Source organism: Hymenobacter sp. BT18, from assembly GCF_012273015.1.
In the GTDB taxonomy this organism is placed as follows: domain Bacteria; phylum Bacteroidota; class Bacteroidia; order Cytophagales; family Hymenobacteraceae; genus Hymenobacter; species Hymenobacter lutimineralis.
Map to the genome: position 1 here is coordinate 3,157,910 of NZ_CP050954.1, position 17,512 is coordinate 3,175,421.

Below are 17,512 nucleotides of genomic sequence, written 5' to 3' on the forward strand. Positions count from 1 at the left end.
GGCTAGTTTTCTTGCTACAACGCCCCACCGGCCCAAGAGGTAACGAAGCAGCCAGGAAAAACCCGCGTCCGTACCCGGAATCGTTGAAACATGACCCGGAATGACCGTGTCTGAGGCCGGAACGATTGGAACATGACTTGGAACGCTTCGAACATAGGCCGAAACGCCTGACGCTACACCCGGTACGCCTGAACATGACCCGGAACGATTGAAACATAGGCCGGAACGCCTGGAACATGGCCCGGAACAATCGATGCTGTAGCCGGAGCGCTTCGAACATCAGCCGAAACGCTTGAAACCACAGACTGGACTTTTGGAATTCAAGCGCCGAATTTTGTGTAAAAAATATTCCGAACAGAGTTAATAGCCCTTTTTCGATGGGCACAAAAAAGGGCCGCAGACGTAGTCTGCGGCCCTTTTGCCTGTGGGTACTGGCCCCGTTTACTGCTTGATGAACTTCTGTACCTCGGTGCCTTGGCTGCTCCGAATGGTGAGGAAGTACACGCCACGGTTCAGGGAACTGATGTTCAGGTCAGAAACTAGCTGGCGCCCGCCTACCTGTTGCTTCAGCACCACGCGGCCCAGACCATCGGTAACCGTCAGCGTTTCGGCGGCTACGAGGGTTTCTACCCGCAGCTGGCTGCTGGCCGGGTTGGGGTAGAGCTTGGCCGAAGACACGCTGCTGGCATTGTGGTTGGCCAGGGCAGTGCCAGTGCGGGCCTGCATGGAGCAGGCCGTGCCCACGGTGTAGGAGAAGGGCGTGGCGGCGTTGTTACGCTCGGGCCCGCCGGCACCCACTTGGTAGGTGAAGTAGAGGTTGACGAGCGTGCCATTGGCCACGGGCAGCGTGTAGGTGAAGTCTCCGGCCGCGTTCTTAGTCATGGTGTAGCCGGGGTAGGCCCCACTCGTGCCCTGGCGCAGGTAGAGGATGGCCAGGTTGCCGCCAGCCGTAGCCCCCAGCGGGTGGAAGGTGATGGTCACGTTGCCCCCGCTGCTCACAGCCCCGTAGCTGAAGTCCGAGGTCACGGCGCAGTAGCTGCCCGTAGAGGCGTTGCTCACCGTCACACTCACGGCCGAGGAGGTCGTTACTGCTCCGCCATTATCAGTGGCACGGGCTGTGAGGGAGTAGGTACCGGCGGCCACGCCAGTCCAAGTGTAGGAATACGGTGCACTCGTGTCGGTCCCGAGCAGCGTGGTGCCGTTGTAGAACGCCACGGAGCTAACCGTGCCGTTGGCATCAGCCGCGTTGGCGTTGATGGTGATGCTAGCTGGAGCGGTGAAGGTCGCGCCAGCAGCAGGCGAGGTCAGGCTGACCGTGGGCGGCGTGTTCGTGGTCACGGCCGCGAAGCTCAGCCAGTTTACGTTCACACCCCCGGCGGCCGCGTAAACCCGCAACGTCTGCGCTCCGGCCGGCAAACTCACCGTCGCCGTCTGCGTCTGCCAGCTCTGCCAGCCGCCCGTGGCGCCCACGTTCACCGAGCCCAGCACCGAGCCGGCGCTGTTGCGCAGCTGCAGGGTAGCGCCACCAGGCTGGCTAGCCACGCGGAAGCCCACGGTGTAGGAACCGGCCGAGGTCACGTTCACGGCGTAGTCCATCCAGTCCCCGGTTTCGATGTAGCCCACGTTCAGGCCCCCACCCGTGTCGGTGGTGGCTTCGGTCTGGATACCGAGCATAGCCGCGTAGCTTTCGGCCTCAATCGTGCCGGGAATGGTCTGCCCGCTCTGAGCGTTGCTGACCGTGACGCTCACGGCCGAGGCGGTGGTTACGGCTCCTGCGTTGTCCGTTGCGCGGGCGGTAATTGAGTAGGTGCCAGCGGCCACGCCGGTCCAGGTGTAGGAGTAGGGCGCAGAGGTATCCGTGCCGAGCAGGGTCGTGCCTTGGTAGAAGGCTACCGAACTCACGGTGCCGTTGGCATCGGCGGCGTTGGCGTTGATGGTGATGCTGGCCGGGGCCGTGAACGTGGCGCCAGCGGCGGGCGAAGTCAAACTCACGGTGGGTGGGGTGTTCGTCGTCACGGCGGTAAAGCTGAGCCAGTTCACATTCGTGCCCGTGGAGGCGGAGGCGTAGAGGCGCAGGGTCTGCACCCCGGCTGGTAAGGTTACGTTGGTGCTGATGGTCTGCCAGCTCTGCCAGCCGCCCGTGTTGCCCACGTTGATGGAGCCCAGCACCGTACCACCACTATTGCGCAGCTGCAGGGTGGCCCCGCCGTTGGCCGAAGCCACGCGGAAGCCCACTGTGTACTGGCCGGCTGAGGCCACGTTCACGGAGTAGTCGAGCCAGTCGCCGGTTTCGTACCAGTCCACGTTCTGGCCGCCGCCCGTGTCGGTCGTGGCTTCCTTGTCCGTGCCCTGCTGGGCCGTGTAGCTCTCGGCTTCAATCGTACCGGGAATGGCCTGCGCCGTGGGCGCTGCTGGCACTGTCACGCTGACGGCCGAGGAAGTTGTTACCGCCCCCGCGTTATCCGTGGCTTTAGCTGTGAGAGAATATGTACCTGCGCCTACCCCCGTCCAGGTATAGGAATAAGGGCTAGCCGTATCCGTGTTCAATAACGTGGTGCCGTTATAGAACTCCACTTTGCTAATGGTGCCATCTGAGTCGGCGGCATTGGCGCTGATGGTGATGGAGGCAGGAGCCGTGAAGCTGGCGCCGTTAGCGGGCGAAGTCAGACTTACCGTGGGCGCTGCGTTGGTGGGCGTGGTGCCGGCTGATAGGCTACGCAGGTTGTCGATGTAGTACACCGAGCCGTTGGTAGAGTTGGGTGAGAACAGAATCACTACGTTGTCAATGTCCGCGTCGGCGGTGCCGGCATCGGGCGAGTTGGCGTAGGAGAAGGTGAGCGTGTGCCAGGCGTTGGTTTGCTTGATAACGGCCTGGTAGATGCTGTGCCGGCCCGAAGGATAGTTGCTGGGCGTGGAGGCCGCGCTGCTTTCCAGCTGCCACGATACCACGGTGCCCACCGGGGCCGACGTGTACACATCCATGGCAAACACTTTCTGGCCCGAAACGTAGGCGCTGCCGTCCTTAATCTGGGTGCTGGTCAGGGTGAGGGCGTCGTACTGCGAAGCAGTGTTGCGGGTGTACTGACCCACTTTCGCCGAGGTGTTGATGCCCGACGCCGAGGGATTCGTAGCAGCCGCTACGTACGTGCCGTTGGCGCTGCGCAAGGGCAGGTTCCGGATGGCGTCGTAGTTCTCGAAGGTAGTAGCGGCCGAATAGGTAGGCGTGGCTTTCTTGGCAATGCGAATGTTGTCGATGTAGAACGTTTCGCCCGTGAAGAAGCCGCTGTTGAACAGCACGGCCAGCTGGTCGACGGCCACGTTGGCCGTGCCCGCGTCGGGCGCGTTGTTAAACGCGAAGGTGAGCGTCTCCCACTGGTTCTGCTTGGTGGTATTGGCCAGGTAGGTGCTGTTGCGGCCGGCCGGGAACGAGTTCAGCGGAGCCGCCAACGCCTTGTTTTGCAGGGTGATGTTGATGGGCGTACCCACTGGAGCCGAGGTATACACATCTACCTGCAGCTGGTAGGTCTGGTTCTTAAACAGACCGGCGTCTTCAATGACCGTGCCGGGGGAGCCGGCATCCAGGAACAGCACGTCGTACTGCTGGGTGGAGTTGCGCACGTACTTGGCTACGTTGGCGGAGGTATTCACGCCGGCTGCGCCGGGGTTGGCCGTGGGGGCGGTGTACACGCCGTTGGTGCCCGCTGCGTTGAAGGTCAGCTTGCTGGTGCCATCGTAATTCAGCAACACCTCCGTCGAAACCACGGGGGCTTCGGGCTGCTTCTTAATCAGCAGGTTATCGAGGTAGAATGTGGAGCCGGAGTTGGTAGCTGGCTGGAACAGGAAAGCCACATTGTTGATGGAGAAGATGCTGGTATTGGCATCGAGGCTCTTTTCAAACTCGAATTCCAGCGTTTCCCAGGCGTTCTGGCGCGTGGTGAAGGCTCGGTAGGCGCTGTGTCGGCCCGAGGGGAAGTTAGTGGCCGTGGTTACCTGGCTGTTTTCAAACTGCATGGTGACCTTGCTGCCCGCCGGAGCCGTGGAGTATACATCAATGAACACCTTGCGGCGTCCCGAAATAAAGTCGTTGGCGTTGCTGATGCCTAGGTTGCGCACGTACATCACGTCGTACTGCTCACTGGAATTGCGCACGTACTTGCCTACCGTCGGGGAGGTATTGATGACTGCCGAAGGGTTGGCTACGGCCTGCGTGAGCGTACCGGTTACAGTTCCATAGGTAATGACGCGGTTGGCTTCATAGTCCTCATACACGCGGTCCAGCTGCAGCGCGGACGTCACGGTAATGGCTTTGGTATAAGTAGCCGTAGTGCAGCCGCTCACGGCCACGGAGGCTGTTACGTTGCCGCTCACAGCCCCGCTGGCGAAGTTCACCTGAATGGCGTTGGTGCCCTGCCCACTGGTGATGGTAGCCCCGCTGGGCACCGACCACGTGTAGGTGCCACCGGTAATGGCGTCCATGCGGTAGGTTTTGTTCTGGTCGCCCTGGTGCACCTGGTCTGCCCCGAACACCGCGTAGTTGTAGGTGCCTTTGTATACCCGTACATAGTCGACTTGCGTGTTTACGGGAAAGTCGGCAGGGATGGGTTCCTGGAAGCCGGTGTAGGCCGTGCCGGGGCCACCCACGGCTGTGTTCAGAATGATGTAGAAGTTGCCATCGTTGAAGGGCCAGCCGCCCCCGAACGTGGTTTTGGGCGTGGCCGTGTGAAACAGGTTGCCATCTACAAACCACTTAATCTGATCGGGGCCCCATTCCACGGCGTACACGTGGAAATCCAGCGACAAGTCAATGGACGAAATGTAGTCGCGCCCAGTGAAGTGCCAGCCGCCCGCGTCGTAGTGAATGGTGCCGCCCACCGACTTGGGGTTCTTGTGCTTGGCCTCCATGATGTCGATTTCGCCAGTGAAGGGCCAGTTGCCGGGGTCAGCCAGCATCCAGAATGCGGGCCAGGCCCCTTGGGCGGAGGGCAGCTTCATGCGCGCCTCAATGCGGCCATATTTAAACGTCTGCAGCCCGCCCGTAGCGGGCACTTTCGACTGTAGCTTGGCAGAGGTGTAGTTGTAGGTGCGCCCGCCTTCCACGGAGTTTTCGTAGCGCGTGGCAATGTTAAGCACGCCACCCGAAACAGTGGCGTTGGCCGGGCGGTACACCTGCAGCTCGGCATTACCGAAGTTACAGTTGCCCACGTTGCAGCCGTCGCCGTTGTACACCTGCCACTTATCAAAGTTGCCGGGGGTGTCGAACTCGTCCTGCCAGACAATCTGATTGCACTGCGCCTGGGCAGCGGTAGGCTGAAGCAGCCAGCTAAATCCGGCGGCCAAAGCCAGGCCGGCCCAGCGCCCGAGCCTGCGGCCCGAGGGGGTAGAGGTTGTGTTCATTATGGTGGGATTATGGTAGAGGGGCAGCGCGGCACCCTCAAGACCTCGGGCAAACAGGAAGCGTGGCCGCAACCTGGCGGCTCAGACCTGAGTTAGCTGGTTAAACCAGCCAAAAGTAGGTGCCCGATACTTGGAGGGGTACCAAATATACCGGCATTATTTCTTGGAAAGCAACTACTAAAACGCGCTTAAGTACCGTAAAAAGCCCGTTTTTTAGTTAAGTCGCACGTGACTTATACGCTTACTGCGCAAGCCGGAGGTGGACCCGTTTGGGCATTAGTAATGCAGTAGCAGCTAACAGGGGTGAGGCAGCGCAGGTAAAAAACAATGTAAAAAGTGGGCAGTAGCCCAAATTTTATTCAGCTTGGAATCAGATAGGGCAAAAAAATATCAGGCAGGTCCGGCTCAGCGCCAAACTGCCTGATAATTAGGGACGAGGCTCCCCGTAACGGCAGGGAGCTAGAAGGCTGGTAATCGTGTTTCCTGGCTCTGTCGGCGCACAACTCGGCAAGTGGTTCACGACGGCAGCCGGCTGGGCAGGCTACGTTGTACTTTCGTGATGACCAGCGCCAGGGCTACCGTAAAGGCGGGGGCTGCCAAATAAGCCATGCGGGCCAACTCTCCGGAAAGCAGCATGTGCGCCCCTACTACGGCGCCCAGGGCCACACCTGCCCACCCCAGCGGCCGGGCCCAGCTGCGGACGGGAACCAGCAGCAAAGCCAACGTCGCAAACCCGAACACACTGAACAACTCACCCGCGCCTTTCACCGAAAACAGCCGTTGAAGCGAATAAACAACGTTTTCGAAGTGGTTGAGCGCGTTGTTAACGCTTGCACTGGCGGGCGTACCCGCTTGCGCGTCAATCCAGTGCCGGATGCCGAACGTGAGGGCCCCGGCTACCGCCAGCCAGGCTACCTGTACCGGCCAGCGCCCCGCGCCCCGCGCGAAGATCAGCAGCCACGGCACCAGAAACACAAACGACTCTTTGGCCAGCGGCCCCAGCAGAATGCACGCTGCCAAAGCCATCCGAGAACGGCTTACCGCCGCGTAATAGCCCAGCGCAAAGACCAATAAATACAGGCTGTCAACCATGGGCAGGCCGGCAATGTATACGGCCCAACGACTGCTGAGCACCAGCGCCATAGCCAGCGCAGCCGCTTCCCGGGTAGCGCCGTAGCAGCGGCTGCTTCGGTACCACAAAAGCCCGGCTGCTCCCAGTACAAGCGTATTTACTACATAAAACGCCAGCCGCAATGGCCACTCCGAGGCTGCGCGCTGGGGCCAGATACGCGCGTACACTTTCTCCAGGGGCCAAGCCATAGCAGCGGCTGCCGCGGGCACCAGCACCCGGTAGCGGCGTGTGATGCTCACGCCCCGAAACTCACCCCGCGCCACGCTTAGGTAGCTGCGCGTGTCGGGGGAGTGGGAGAAGTCGTAGTGGACGTACATGGTATAGGCCGGTCCGGCCAGCACACCCAGGGCCAGCCCATACACCAGCAGCAGGCGCTGCCAGTGCCGCCGCAAGAGGCGGGGCCAGGTTGGGGCCGCAGTTTCCATCGGGCCCGGGTGCTTACTCAAACTTGCGGTCAATCAGCCGCAGCAGTTTGTTGATGTGTTCGTCCTTGCGCACCCAACCGTACTGTTTCGTCAGGTCTTCCTGCACGTAGCGCCGGGCCGAGGCAGCATCGGGCAGAGCGTCGAGCTTCTGAATGGCGGCGTGGTACTCCATGTTTTCGCCGTTGAACAGCTCATTAATAAAGCTGAAGCGCTGATTAATGGAAATAGCCTCCCGCAGGGACTCCACCTTGGGCGCTTTATCGGCCAGGGAGGCCGTAGCCGGGCGCTCTGCCCGCAATGTTTCGGCCAGGCCGGGGGAGCTGTGCTCTGTCCGGAGCTTTTCGTAAAGGGGAACTTCGGCCGCAGCTGGCGTAGCAGCAACTGGTGGCACTGCTGGGGCCGGGGCAGCTACCGGAGCAGGAATGGGCGCGGGCGGCACCGGTACTGGGGTGGTAGCGGCAGGAGTTATTGGCGGCGCGGGAGCGGCCGGCTTAGGTGGTACTGGAACGGGAGGAGCCGGTTTGGCTGTAACCGGTGCGGGCTCGGAGGGCTGCTGGGGCACAGCGCGGGGCGCGGGGGCCGGCGCTGCCACCGGAGACGGAGCCAAGGGGGGGGTAGCGGCTTCGTCGGCTCGCAAGTCTATTTCTGACAAAGGCAGCAGGGCACTCAACTCGTTCACCACCGTTTCCATGGGGTGCATCGACTGGAAGTTGGTTTGCTGATACAACCGGAAGCGGCTGCTAAGCAGCTCCCGGTCCAGGGCCGTGCCCGCCGGCAACGACTCCACGAAGCCTTGAAACAGCGGTTTTTCCACGTCGAAATAGCGCAGGCCTTCCTGCAGCTGCTCCCGCGTGACGGTTTGCTGCGCGGGCAGCAGCTTTTCGTCGAAGCCCACGGCGGGTTCAGCGGCCACGCGCAGGGTATCCGTCACGGCCCGGGCCAGCAACGGCTCAAAGGTTTCCCGCGTCAGGCGAATGCGCCGGGAAAGCAGGTTCATGAGCTGGGTAAGGGCCTGGCGCACCTCGGCATCCTCAAAATCAAAGTAGGGGCTGCGAAGCTGGGCCATTTCGGCCGTCCACTTAGCCAGCAGCTGCTGCACCACAAACAGGTTTACCTGGCGCACCGGCGTAAAGCGCAGCACGGCGGGGCCATCAAGCGTAGCGTTGGGTTGGGGGCCAAAATGCCGTTCACACAGTTGAGCAGCCAGCTTCTGGCCGTACGCTTCGAGTTTGGGTTGACTATATTTGTCCTTCATTGCAAGCCTGATTCGGGGCGGGAAAGTTAGAGAAAGATGCCCACACTAACAGTGCAGAACCTGCCTGGTGCCATGGTGGAAGTGCCCACTGGCGCCACGCTGCTGGCCGCCATTCAGGCCGCTGGCTTCGATTGGATGCACGCCTGCGGGGCCAAAGGCCGCTGCACCACGTGCCGGATAGCAGTGACGGCGGGGGCGGAGTTCCTAACGCCGCCCACCGCCCCCGAGTTGCGCTACCAGGCTGCCGGCCGCCTGTTGGCTCAGGAACGTCTCACCTGCCAGACGCGCCTGGAAACGGGCACGGTCAGGGGGCGCGTGCCGGAGGCCACCCAGCTGCCCCACCAGCAGTACAGCCGTGAGGAGCGGTAGAGACGAGTAAGACAATCCTAGCCGCTGATTCCCTGAGAAGTAGCTACTCGAACACCAAATAGCGTTTGAGCCTGCCACCCGAATGCCGTACCTTAGAGGTTCTGATAGGTGCCAGGAAGCTGGCAGCTGGCAACGCTCAACGAAAAAACGCTGTGTTTATAGAACCCCGTGTGGGCAATGCCCGCGACGTGCCCCGCCGGGGCTGGATAGAAGTGGTCTGCGGGTCCATGTTTTCGGGCAAGACGGAGGAGCTGATCCGCCGCCTGAACCGCGCCAAGATTGCCCGGCAGCACGTCGAAATCTTCAAGCCCGGCCTCGATACCCGCTACCACGCCCAGGATGTGGTGTCGCACAATGCCAACAGCATCCGCTCAACGCCCATTCAGCTGCCCGAGGAAATGCTTTTGCTGGCCAGCAGCTGCGACGTGGTGGGCGTAGACGAAGCCCAGTTTTTTGATGCCTCCCTGGTAGAAGTCTGCACCCAGCTGGCCAACCACGGCAAGCGCGTCATCGTGGCAGGCTTGGATATGGATTACCTGGGTCAGCCCTTCGGGCCCATGCCAGTGCTCATGGCCGTGGCCGAATACGTAACCAAGGTGCACGCCGTGTGCGTGTGCTGCGGCGAAATTGCTTCCTACTCCTTCCGCATTGCGGCCTCCGAAAGCAAGATTCTGCTGGGAGAAACCGATTCGTACGAAGCTCGTTGCCGCGGGTGTTTTCTGGAAGGCCAGAAAGGCAAGCAGGGCGAAGAAGAGCCCTTGACGGCCACGGCTCAGGCCCAGCACTAATCTGCCCGCGCCAGCGTTAGACTGCCACTATCCTTCGGTTTTTAGCTTTTCTTCATGCGGCCTTTTCTACGTGCGTTTCAAGTTGGCTTTCTGATTGGCGTACTGGTTTGCGGGGTATGGATGGCCGGGCAGGCGCAGGGGCGCGTTGGCTACGGCGACTGGCAGCTGCATCTGCCCACCAACCGGGCCCTGGCCCTGGCCGACACCGGACCGCTGGTGTACGTGGCCACGGAAGATGCTTTCTTCGTCTTCGACAAAGAGCTGCACACCACCCGCCTGTTGTCCCGGCGTGATGGGCTGCACGATGTGGGGGTGCGCACAGTAGCCTACGACTCTCTTACCCAGCAAGTAGTGGTGGCCTACCGCAACGCCAACCTCGACGTGCTGCGGCCCGATGGATCTATCCGCAACCTCAACGACATCCTGCGCAAGCAGCTGGCCGGCGACAACACCATCCACAGCTTGTACTTCCATGCCAAACGGGGCTATCTGGCGGGTAGCTTTGGGCTGGTGGTGCTGGATATGGGCCGGCTGGAGGTGCGCGAAACCTATACCAACATTGGCCCGGGCGGCGCGGCCGTGCGCACCTTCGCCTCCACCGTCCTCGGCGACTCCCTCTATGTGGCTACCTCCGCGGGCCTGCGGCGGGGGCACTTGAAGGATAACCTGCTCGACTACCGCAACTGGACGACTGACTCTGGAGGCGAGCCGCGCGACGGTGACCCGTACCGCGCCCTGGCCACCTACAATGGCCACGTATACGCCGGCCTGAACTACGCGGCTATCCTCCGCTTTACGGGCCGGGAGTGGGTACCGCTGAGTGCGTTGGCTGGTCGGGCCTACCGGCAGCTGATGCCTTCGCGCGCCGGCTTGGTGGTGGCAGATCAGGAGAATGTTTCCCTGCTGCAACCCGATGGAACCTTGGAGACTTACCCGCACGAGCTGGTGAAAGACCCGCGTGCGGCGCTGCGGGGCCGCGACGGGCGCCTTTACGTGGCCGATTACCAGCGCGGGTTGGTGGTGTCGTCGGTGGATAAGCGGCAGTTTGAGAATTTTGTGACCAATGCCCCGGCTACGGCCAGTGCCTTCAACATCCTGCCCGATGCCACCGGGCGTACCACCGTCTTTGCGGGAGGCTTTACCGACCGATTCGTGCAATCGGGTAAGCACGAAGGGTTTTTCGAGTACCTGGATGGAAAGTGGACCAACATCACGCCCCAGACCTTTCCCGACCGTGCCCAGTACCCCGACCCGCAGGACCTGGCCCGGGGCACCCGTACCGCCGATGGCACCTTGTACGTGGGCAGCTACGCCAACGGGCTGCTGGAATGGAAAGGCCCGGGCAAGTTCCGCTTGTTCAACCCCACCGATAATCAGCCCAACCCGCTCATCAGCTCCATCCCGGCTGACCCGGGCTACACCCGCGTAACGGACGTGGCCGCCGCCCGCAACGGCGACGTGTGGGTAATCAACCGCCACCTGGAGGTAGCCAACGTGTCGGGGGTGCACATCTTTACCCCAGCAGCCGGCACCTGGCGCACGGTGCCCTACTTTCCGGCGGCCGAAAACCTAGACCGCATTGCTTTAGATGATGAAGGCGTGGCCTGGATTTCCCGCTCCCGCAAGGAAGGCACGGGCATGGTCGCCGTGAATGCCAGTGGAGACTACCGAATCTTTACGGAAAGCGCCGGCGGCCTACCCGAAAAAGGCGGCAACATCTACGACCTGGTGAAGGACCGGCGCGGCGCTATTTGGGTGGCTACGGCCAAAGGCGTGGCCGTCTACGATGATCCGAGCCTGGTGTTTACGGCCGACAACCCGGGCTTCCGCCTGCCCATCGTCAAACGTGGAACGGGCAGCAATTTCCCGGCGTTGTTTACGGAGCTGGTGAAAACAGTGGCCGTAGATGGCGGCAACCGCAAGTGGTTCGGCACCGACTCCGGCCTGTGGCTCTTCAACGAAGATGCCGACGAGGCCCTGCTGCACTTCACCACGGATAATAGTCCGCTGCCCTCCAACAAAATTGTGGATGTGGCCGTGAATGACAAAACCGGTGAGGTGTTCGTGGCGACGGAAGCCGGCTTGGTGACGTATCGTGGGGCTGCTACCGTAACGGAAGGCAAGCCCGATTGCGCGAAAGTATACCCAAACCCCGTGCGGCGCAGCTTTACCGGGCAGGTAGGCATTTCGGGGCTGGCCAATAATGCCATTGTCAAAATCACGGACGTAAGCGGGCTGCTCGTTTACCAAACCCGCGCCAATGGCGGCACCGTAGTCTGGAATCTGCAGGACTACAACGGCCGCCGCGTGCAGTCGGGCGTGTACCTGGTGCTGACGTCCGATGCCGATGGCCAGAACGGCTGCATCAGCAAGATTGCCGTAGTAGAACAATAAGTGAATGCGTGAATAAGTAAATGAGCGGTTTGTTCTGGTAGCCTACGATTCACTCATTCGCCCATACCCCCATTTACTGATTGCCTTATGCTCATCAAAACCCGCGGTATAGTTCTCAACTACATTCGGTACCGCGAAACGTCCATCATTGCCCGCGTCTATACCGAGCAGCTGGGCTTGCAATCTTATGTAGTGAACGGGGTGCGCAAGGCCAAGCCCCCGGGCCGCATTGCCTTGTTTCAACCTTTTACCCTGCTGGAACTGGTGGCTTATACCTCCCGGCAGGGCGGCATTACCCGGCTGTCGGAGTTCCGGTGCGCCGAGCCGTTTTCGGCTATTCCTTACGACGTGCGCAAAAGCAGCGTGGTGCTGTTCCTGTCGGAGGTAGTGGGCCGCACGGTGCTGGAAGAAGAGCAGAACGAGCCGCTGTTCAACTTTCTACACGACTCCATTCTGCAGTTTGATCGGCAGGCAGAAGGCTTCGAAAACTTTGCGCTACATTTTCTGATCGAGCTGTCCAACTACCTGGGTTTTGGGGCCGAGTCGGGCCAGGAAATTACGTCCCAGGTAGCTTTTGCCGGCTCCGCGCCAACGGCGCACGATGCCGGGCCCGTAGCCCTCCGCTTCCAGGAATTCGACCAGTATTTTGACGACCTGCTGCGTAATCCGGCGCAGGTCGCTATTCCCAACGGCCGCGTCCGGCGTGAACTGCTGCAAGTGCTCATCCGCTACTACCAGCTGCACGTGGATAAGCTCGGAGAAATCCGGTCCTTGGCAGTGCTGTCGGAGGTATTAGCCGAGTAGGAAAATAGGATAATATAAATTAGATTTTATCTTTATGGGTGCTTGTGATATAATTTTTTTTATATCAAATTTTGTTATATAGTTATATCAACCTTGTTGGTTAGCTTTGTGATGTAAACTTAAATAAGTAAGAAAAATGAAAAACTATCTGTCAGTACTTGGTTTGAGTACGATATTGGCATTCTCATCATGCTCAAAAGATGAAATAGTCAAAGCGAAAGAATCAGATACTATCACGTATCTGCATAATAGTAAAGAAATTCGGGTTGAGTATAAGTCGCGGAACGGTGATGTAGAAATGCTAAATAATAATCAAAAAAATGAGCTTGAGAATATTTTTGCTAATAAAAATTTAGTTATTTATCAGGATCCATATGATGAGTCGAAAATTCATTTATTTGATAATCAAAAAGATTTTGAGGGTTATTTATTTTCTAAATCAGACAACGTAACGAGTTACTGGAAAAAACAGTGGTTAACGAATTATAGCATTGCTGCTGATCTTTGCCCCACAATTAATCCCAGTCCACTCCAGGTATATGGAGCTGTTGAATTTTGGGTAGATGCAAATATGACAGGTGCAGTATTAAATGCTGATTGGTGTACCGGCGACCCCTCTAAGAGCTGTAATTTTGATAAAGACTTATCTACACTTTCAAATATTAATGGGGTAAACTGGGAAGATAAGATTAGCTCTTTAAGAATAAGAAATGGCAATTTACCAGAAGGGCCGTGTATGAAAGATATAGTTGTAACCTTATATGAGCACGGAGACTATAATGGGCAATCCTTAGCATTTGTAGCTCGTAGATATCAAACTGTTAATGTTCCAAAATTAGATGAGTACAAATATGGAAGTCTATTTAATCGTAAACATTGGAACGATCGGCTCAGTTCTTTGAAGATTAGACACACCATTTTGAATTAGTATTTATTTACACAAAAAGGCTCTGCAGTAACTGCTGCAGAGCCTTTTTGTGTAAATAAATACTAATTATTTAAGTCTTAATATATGTAGCTCAAAGCGTAAATCAGTGTTAGGCGGAATGGTGAAGCGCTTGTTGTCATCGGGGTCCCGCACGCCTTTTTTGCCGTAAGCCAGCGCCGCCGGAATATATACCCAGGCGCGGGTGCCGGCCGGCAGCAGCGGCAGTATCTGCTCCCAGCCCGGAATAACATCATGCTCGCCCAGGTGGGCCTTCACCGGCCGCCCCTCTACCGCCGACGACTCGAACATTTTGCCATCGGGCAGAAACCCGGTGTAGTGTACTAGCACCGTGTTGCCATTTTGGCCTGTCGCACCGGTGCCCAAAGAGTGTACTACGTAGCGAATGCCGGAGGGCAAGCTCAGCGTATCCTGCGCGGCCTGGCCGAAAGCTGCTATCGGCAGTGCCCCAAGAATCAGGCTGCAAAGGATACGCATCGGTTTCATTGTTAGCGCTGGGAAAGAACTTCTACGTCAAATACTAGAGGGGTATCAGGAGGGACACCGCACGTCGTGCAGGTGCCATAGCCAAGATAGGAGGGGATAAGCAGAATTTTTCTGTCGCCTACCTTCATTTTAGGAATAGACTGGTTCCAGCCTTCCACCGCCGGCCGGCCGCCTATCAACACTTGGTTGGTACCTATTACCACAGTAATACAGCCACACGGAGAGCCATTGTCTACGGATGACTCGAATTTAGTTTTATTCAGATAGCCGCCAATGTATTTTACTTGAGCGGTCTTGCCTACAGCGAGTTGCTCACTGGCACCTTCTGTAACCGGCACGATGTACAAGCCAGTTTCTGTGCGCGTAAAATTCGTGATGTTATTCGCCGTCAGATACGTCCGGATAGCTTCATCATCCTTGGCTTTCTGCTCGGCGGTGTGCTTGTCGGTGTTTTTTTCTATTTCGGTTTCACAGCCGGATAGCAGCACTACGGGCGCGGCGCCCAATGCGAGCAAGAAGGCGGGAAGCAACAGGCGGCGACGAAAAGAAGAAGTGCGGTTCATAAGAAAGGAAGAAAAAAGTTCGCGCCGCCACAGGGGCGGCGCGAAGAAGAGTATGCCACAACCAGAAATGGTTGCTTTATTTCACGTCTACCAACTCCACGTCAAAGCGCAGGGGCGCATCGGCGGGAATGTCGGCGCCGGCGCCGCGCTGACCGTATGCCAGCGAGGAGGGGATGAGCAGGGTAGCCTTGGTGCCTTTGTTGAGCAGGGCAATGCCCTTGTCCCAACCCGGAATCACCTGACCTACGCCCAGGGGGAATTCAATGGGCTTGCCGCCGTTGCTCTTCGCCGAAGAGTCAAACTCCTTCCCGTCGAGGAGGGTTCCTTTGTACTGTACCGCAACCGTCTGGCCGGACTTAGGCTTAGCGCCCGTACCCTGCTGCGCCACGATATAGTAAATGCCCGAAGCATCTTTCTGGGCCTTCAGGTTATTTTTCTTGATGTAGTCCTGCAGCACCACGTCGTCCTTTTTCAGCTGCTGCTCAGCGTAGGCCATCATCTTTTGCTGCTGCACGGTCATCATCTTCTGCTGCTCCACCATGGCTTCGTCGCGGGTCATCAGCTTGGTTGCCTTGGCATACACGGTCATCACGTTGCCAGCCTTTTTCATGAACGGCGGCACAGGCACGCGGAACGACTTGGCGAAAATCGTATCGAGGTTAAAGCGGAACACGCCGCTGTCGCCGGGCTGAAGCAGGGAAATAGCGTCTTCTAAGCCGCCTTTGGTGGTGAGTTCCTGCAGGGGAACCATCACGGGCGTGCCCTGCTGCTTGCGGGAGCTGAACAGCACCGAGTCTTTGGCCGTGCGGTATTCCACGTTCAGGGCCAGTACTTTGCCAATGCGGCTCTTGTAGGCGGTATCGGAAGCAGCTACTTCTTTGCGGGAGTATTTGCCGCCTTCGTTGGCGAAAAGCTGGTATTCAATACCCGATTTGGTCTTGTCGAATCCCTTGTTGCCCTTCTCACAAGAAGCCAGGCTGAGGGTACCGGCGGCCAGAGCCAGGTACAGAAAAGTGCTGTTAAGACGCATGTAAAAAGGAAGAGGGTGTAAACGGAAATTTCAGGCAAGTTACGCCGCTGGCGGCGCAACTGCCAAGGGGCTGGTCACGAGTTGGGTCTGGTAATGAGGCAGCAGGCCCAAAAACCGCTGCACGGTGGTATCCAGGGGCTCGTAGCTGATGCCGCCGGCCGCGTTGTGGTGGCCGCCGCCCTGGAAGTGTTGCCGCGAAAAGTCACTGACGGAGAAGTCACCTACCGAGCGGAAGGAAATCTTTACGGCGTTGCCCCGGTCGATGAGAATGGCGGCAAACACCACGCCCTCAATGCTGAGCGCGAAATTCACGAGGCCTTCCGTGTCGCCGGTTTTCGACTGGTACTGGCGCAGCTCGTCCTGGGTAATGGCAATGTAGGCGGTATTGAACTCGCGCAGGACGGTGAGCTTGTCTTTCAGCACAAAGCCTAAGAAGCGCAGGCGCATTTCGGAGTGCGAATCGTAAATACGGCGGTGCACGGCCGACAAGTCGATGTCGGCATTGAGCAGCTCGGCAATGATGAGGTGCACGTTGCGCGAGGTGCTGGGGTGGCGGAAGGAGCCCGTGTCGGTCATGATGCCGGCGTACAGGCATTCCCCGATGCCTTTATCAATAAGGGCTTGGTCGCCCATGTCCCGGATTACCTCAAAAACCAGCTCGGCCGTGGCCGCCGCTTTGGCATTCGAGAAGTCGAGGTCAGCAAACTGCTCGGGCTCTTGGTGGTGGTCGATGAGGACCTTCGTACCGCTGGCCGCCCGGATGTACTCGCCCAGCTCGCTGATGCGGCCCAGGCAGCTGAAATCAAGACAGAAAAGAACCTCCGCCCGGCTGATCAGGTCTCGAACCTGCGCATCGTTCTGGTCGGGCTCATACACAATTACCTCCTCGTTGCCGGGCATCCAGGCCAGAAAATCGGGGTAGTCGGAGGGCGTGACCACCGTGACGTGGTGGCCTTTCTTGCGAAGGTAGCCGGCCATTCCCAGCGAGGAGCCCAAGGCATCAGCGTCGGGCTTGTGGTGCGTGGTGATGAAAATCTGCCGGGGTTGCGCAAGCAACTCCTGCAGGGCGCTAGTATCGTGCATTGCCTGCTGCTAGGTAACTGAAATCCGGGAATTTAGGCCGGATACAAGGGCGCAAAAATCGGAAATATTCCGGGTTTCAACAAACCGCGCGGTAGAATGGTGCATTTGCCGGGTGGAGCACGGGCAAAGCGGCGGTGAATGCCTTCCCCGGGCTGCCGCCAGGGCCTTTCAGGCCCCGCTTAAACAGAATACCTGCACTGGCAGCAACCCAGCCGCTGGACCCCAGCTTAGGGTAGATGCTGCCCAAACGGAAAAAAAGCCACTATTTTTGCCCCGCAATTTACGGAGACACTTCGTCTACTTCACCATAACCCCCACACCCTGCTGTATGGCCACGAACCGCACGTTCACGATGATTAAGCCCGATGCTACCCAGGAAAACCACATCGGTGGCATCCTGAGCATGATTGAAGAAGGTGGCTTCCGCATCGTTAGCCTGAAAAAAGTACTGCTGACGCCCGAGCGCGCCGGCGAATTCTACGCCGTTCACAAAGAGCGTCCTTTCTACGGCGACCTGGTGAAGTACATGTCATCGGGGCCCATCGTAGCGGCTATTCTGGAGAAAGACAATGCTGTTGCTGATTTCCGCACCCTGATTGGCGCTACCAACCCGGCCCAGGCCGCCGAAGGCACCATCCGGAAGAAGTACGCCAAGAGCATCGAAGCCAACGCCGTCCACGGTTCCGACTCCGACGAAAATGCCCAAATCGAAGGTGACTTCTTTTTCTCGGCCGACGAGCAGTTCTAAGAGAAACGCTGCTTATAATAGCGAAAAAAGCCGCTCTGGGTCATCCAGAGCGGCTTTTTGTTTGTGCTGTTTTTGTGCTAAGCTTATACCAAGTT

Annotated in this window: 13 protein-coding genes; 6 read left to right on the forward strand and 7 right to left on the reverse strand. The window is 58.5% G+C overall.

Features of this window, described 5'->3' with window-relative positions; translation table 11 throughout:
* Positions 1–441: 441 nt before the first annotated feature.
* From HER32_RS13565 to HER32_RS13575, 3 genes are all read right to left on the reverse strand, one after another.
* Complete coding sequence (locus tag HER32_RS13565; RefSeq protein ID WP_168682248.1) at positions 442–5,394, reverse strand: Ig-like domain-containing protein; 4,953 nt, start codon at positions 5,392–5,394, stop codon at positions 442–444.
* Between the two features lie 516 nt (positions 5,395–5,910).
* A complete protein-coding gene (locus HER32_RS13570; protein ID WP_168682249.1) occupies positions 5,911–6,951 on the reverse strand; it encodes a hypothetical protein in 1,041 nt (346 codons plus the stop codon).
* 13 nt (positions 6,952–6,964) lie between these two features.
* Positions 6,965–8,206 carry a hypothetical protein gene (locus HER32_RS13575; RefSeq protein WP_168682250.1) on the reverse strand — a complete coding sequence of 414 codons (1,242 nt, stop codon included), beginning with the start codon at positions 8,204–8,206 and terminating at the stop codon, positions 6,965–6,967.
* Positions 8,207–8,242: 36 nt separating this feature from the next.
* Here HER32_RS13575 and HER32_RS13580 point away from each other — a divergent pair, with 36 nt between their 5' ends.
* The 5 genes from HER32_RS13580 to HER32_RS13600 all read left to right on the forward strand — a co-directional run bounded on the left by HER32_RS13580 (position 8,243) and on the right by HER32_RS13600 (position 13,489).
* Complete coding sequence (locus tag HER32_RS13580; RefSeq protein WP_168682251.1) at positions 8,243–8,575, forward strand: 2Fe-2S iron-sulfur cluster-binding protein; 333 nt, start codon at positions 8,243–8,245, stop codon at positions 8,573–8,575.
* A gap of 152 nt (positions 8,576–8,727) precedes the next feature.
* Complete coding sequence (locus tag HER32_RS13585; RefSeq protein WP_168682252.1) at positions 8,728–9,363, forward strand: thymidine kinase; 636 nt, start codon at positions 8,728–8,730, stop codon at positions 9,361–9,363.
* Between the two features lie 54 nt (positions 9,364–9,417).
* Positions 9,418–11,757, forward strand: coding sequence for a T9SS type A sorting domain-containing protein (locus HER32_RS13590; protein WP_168682253.1), 2,340 nt, complete (start codon positions 9,418–9,420; stop codon positions 11,755–11,757).
* 87 nt (positions 11,758–11,844) lie between these two features.
* Positions 11,845–12,561, forward strand: coding sequence for a DNA repair protein RecO (gene recO, locus HER32_RS13595; protein ID WP_168682254.1), 717 nt, complete (start codon positions 11,845–11,847; stop codon positions 12,559–12,561).
* Positions 12,562–12,697: 136 nt separating this feature from the next.
* On the forward strand, positions 12,698–13,489 hold the full coding sequence (locus HER32_RS13600) for a hypothetical protein (RefSeq protein ID WP_168682255.1): 792 nt from the start codon (positions 12,698–12,700) through the stop codon (positions 13,487–13,489).
* 66 nt (positions 13,490–13,555) lie between these two features.
* On the opposite strand, the gene HER32_RS13605 is transcribed toward HER32_RS13600, so the two are convergent.
* From HER32_RS13605 to HER32_RS13620, 4 genes are all read right to left on the reverse strand, one after another.
* Entirely contained in the window at positions 13,556–13,984 is a 429-nt protein-coding gene (locus tag HER32_RS13605) for an FKBP-type peptidyl-prolyl cis-trans isomerase (RefSeq protein WP_168682256.1), read from the reverse strand.
* 11 nt (positions 13,985–13,995) lie between these two features.
* Positions 13,996–14,556 carry an FKBP-type peptidyl-prolyl cis-trans isomerase gene (locus tag HER32_RS13610; RefSeq protein ID WP_168682257.1) on the reverse strand — a complete coding sequence of 187 codons (561 nt, stop codon included), beginning with the start codon at positions 14,554–14,556 and terminating at the stop codon, positions 13,996–13,998.
* A gap of 76 nt (positions 14,557–14,632) precedes the next feature.
* Positions 14,633–15,586, reverse strand: coding sequence for an FKBP-type peptidyl-prolyl cis-trans isomerase (locus HER32_RS13615; protein WP_168682258.1), 954 nt, complete (start codon positions 15,584–15,586; stop codon positions 14,633–14,635).
* 39 nt (positions 15,587–15,625) lie between these two features.
* Positions 15,626–16,669, reverse strand: a complete 1,044-nt coding sequence (locus HER32_RS13620; protein ID WP_168682259.1) for a DHH family phosphoesterase — start codon at positions 16,667–16,669, stop codon at positions 15,626–15,628.
* 328 nt (positions 16,670–16,997) lie between these two features.
* Between HER32_RS13620 and HER32_RS13625 the strand changes: the two genes are divergently transcribed.
* Entirely contained in the window at positions 16,998–17,417 is a 420-nt protein-coding gene (locus HER32_RS13625; protein ID WP_149070794.1) for a nucleoside-diphosphate kinase, read from the forward strand.
* Positions 17,418–17,512: the final 95 nt, after the last annotated feature.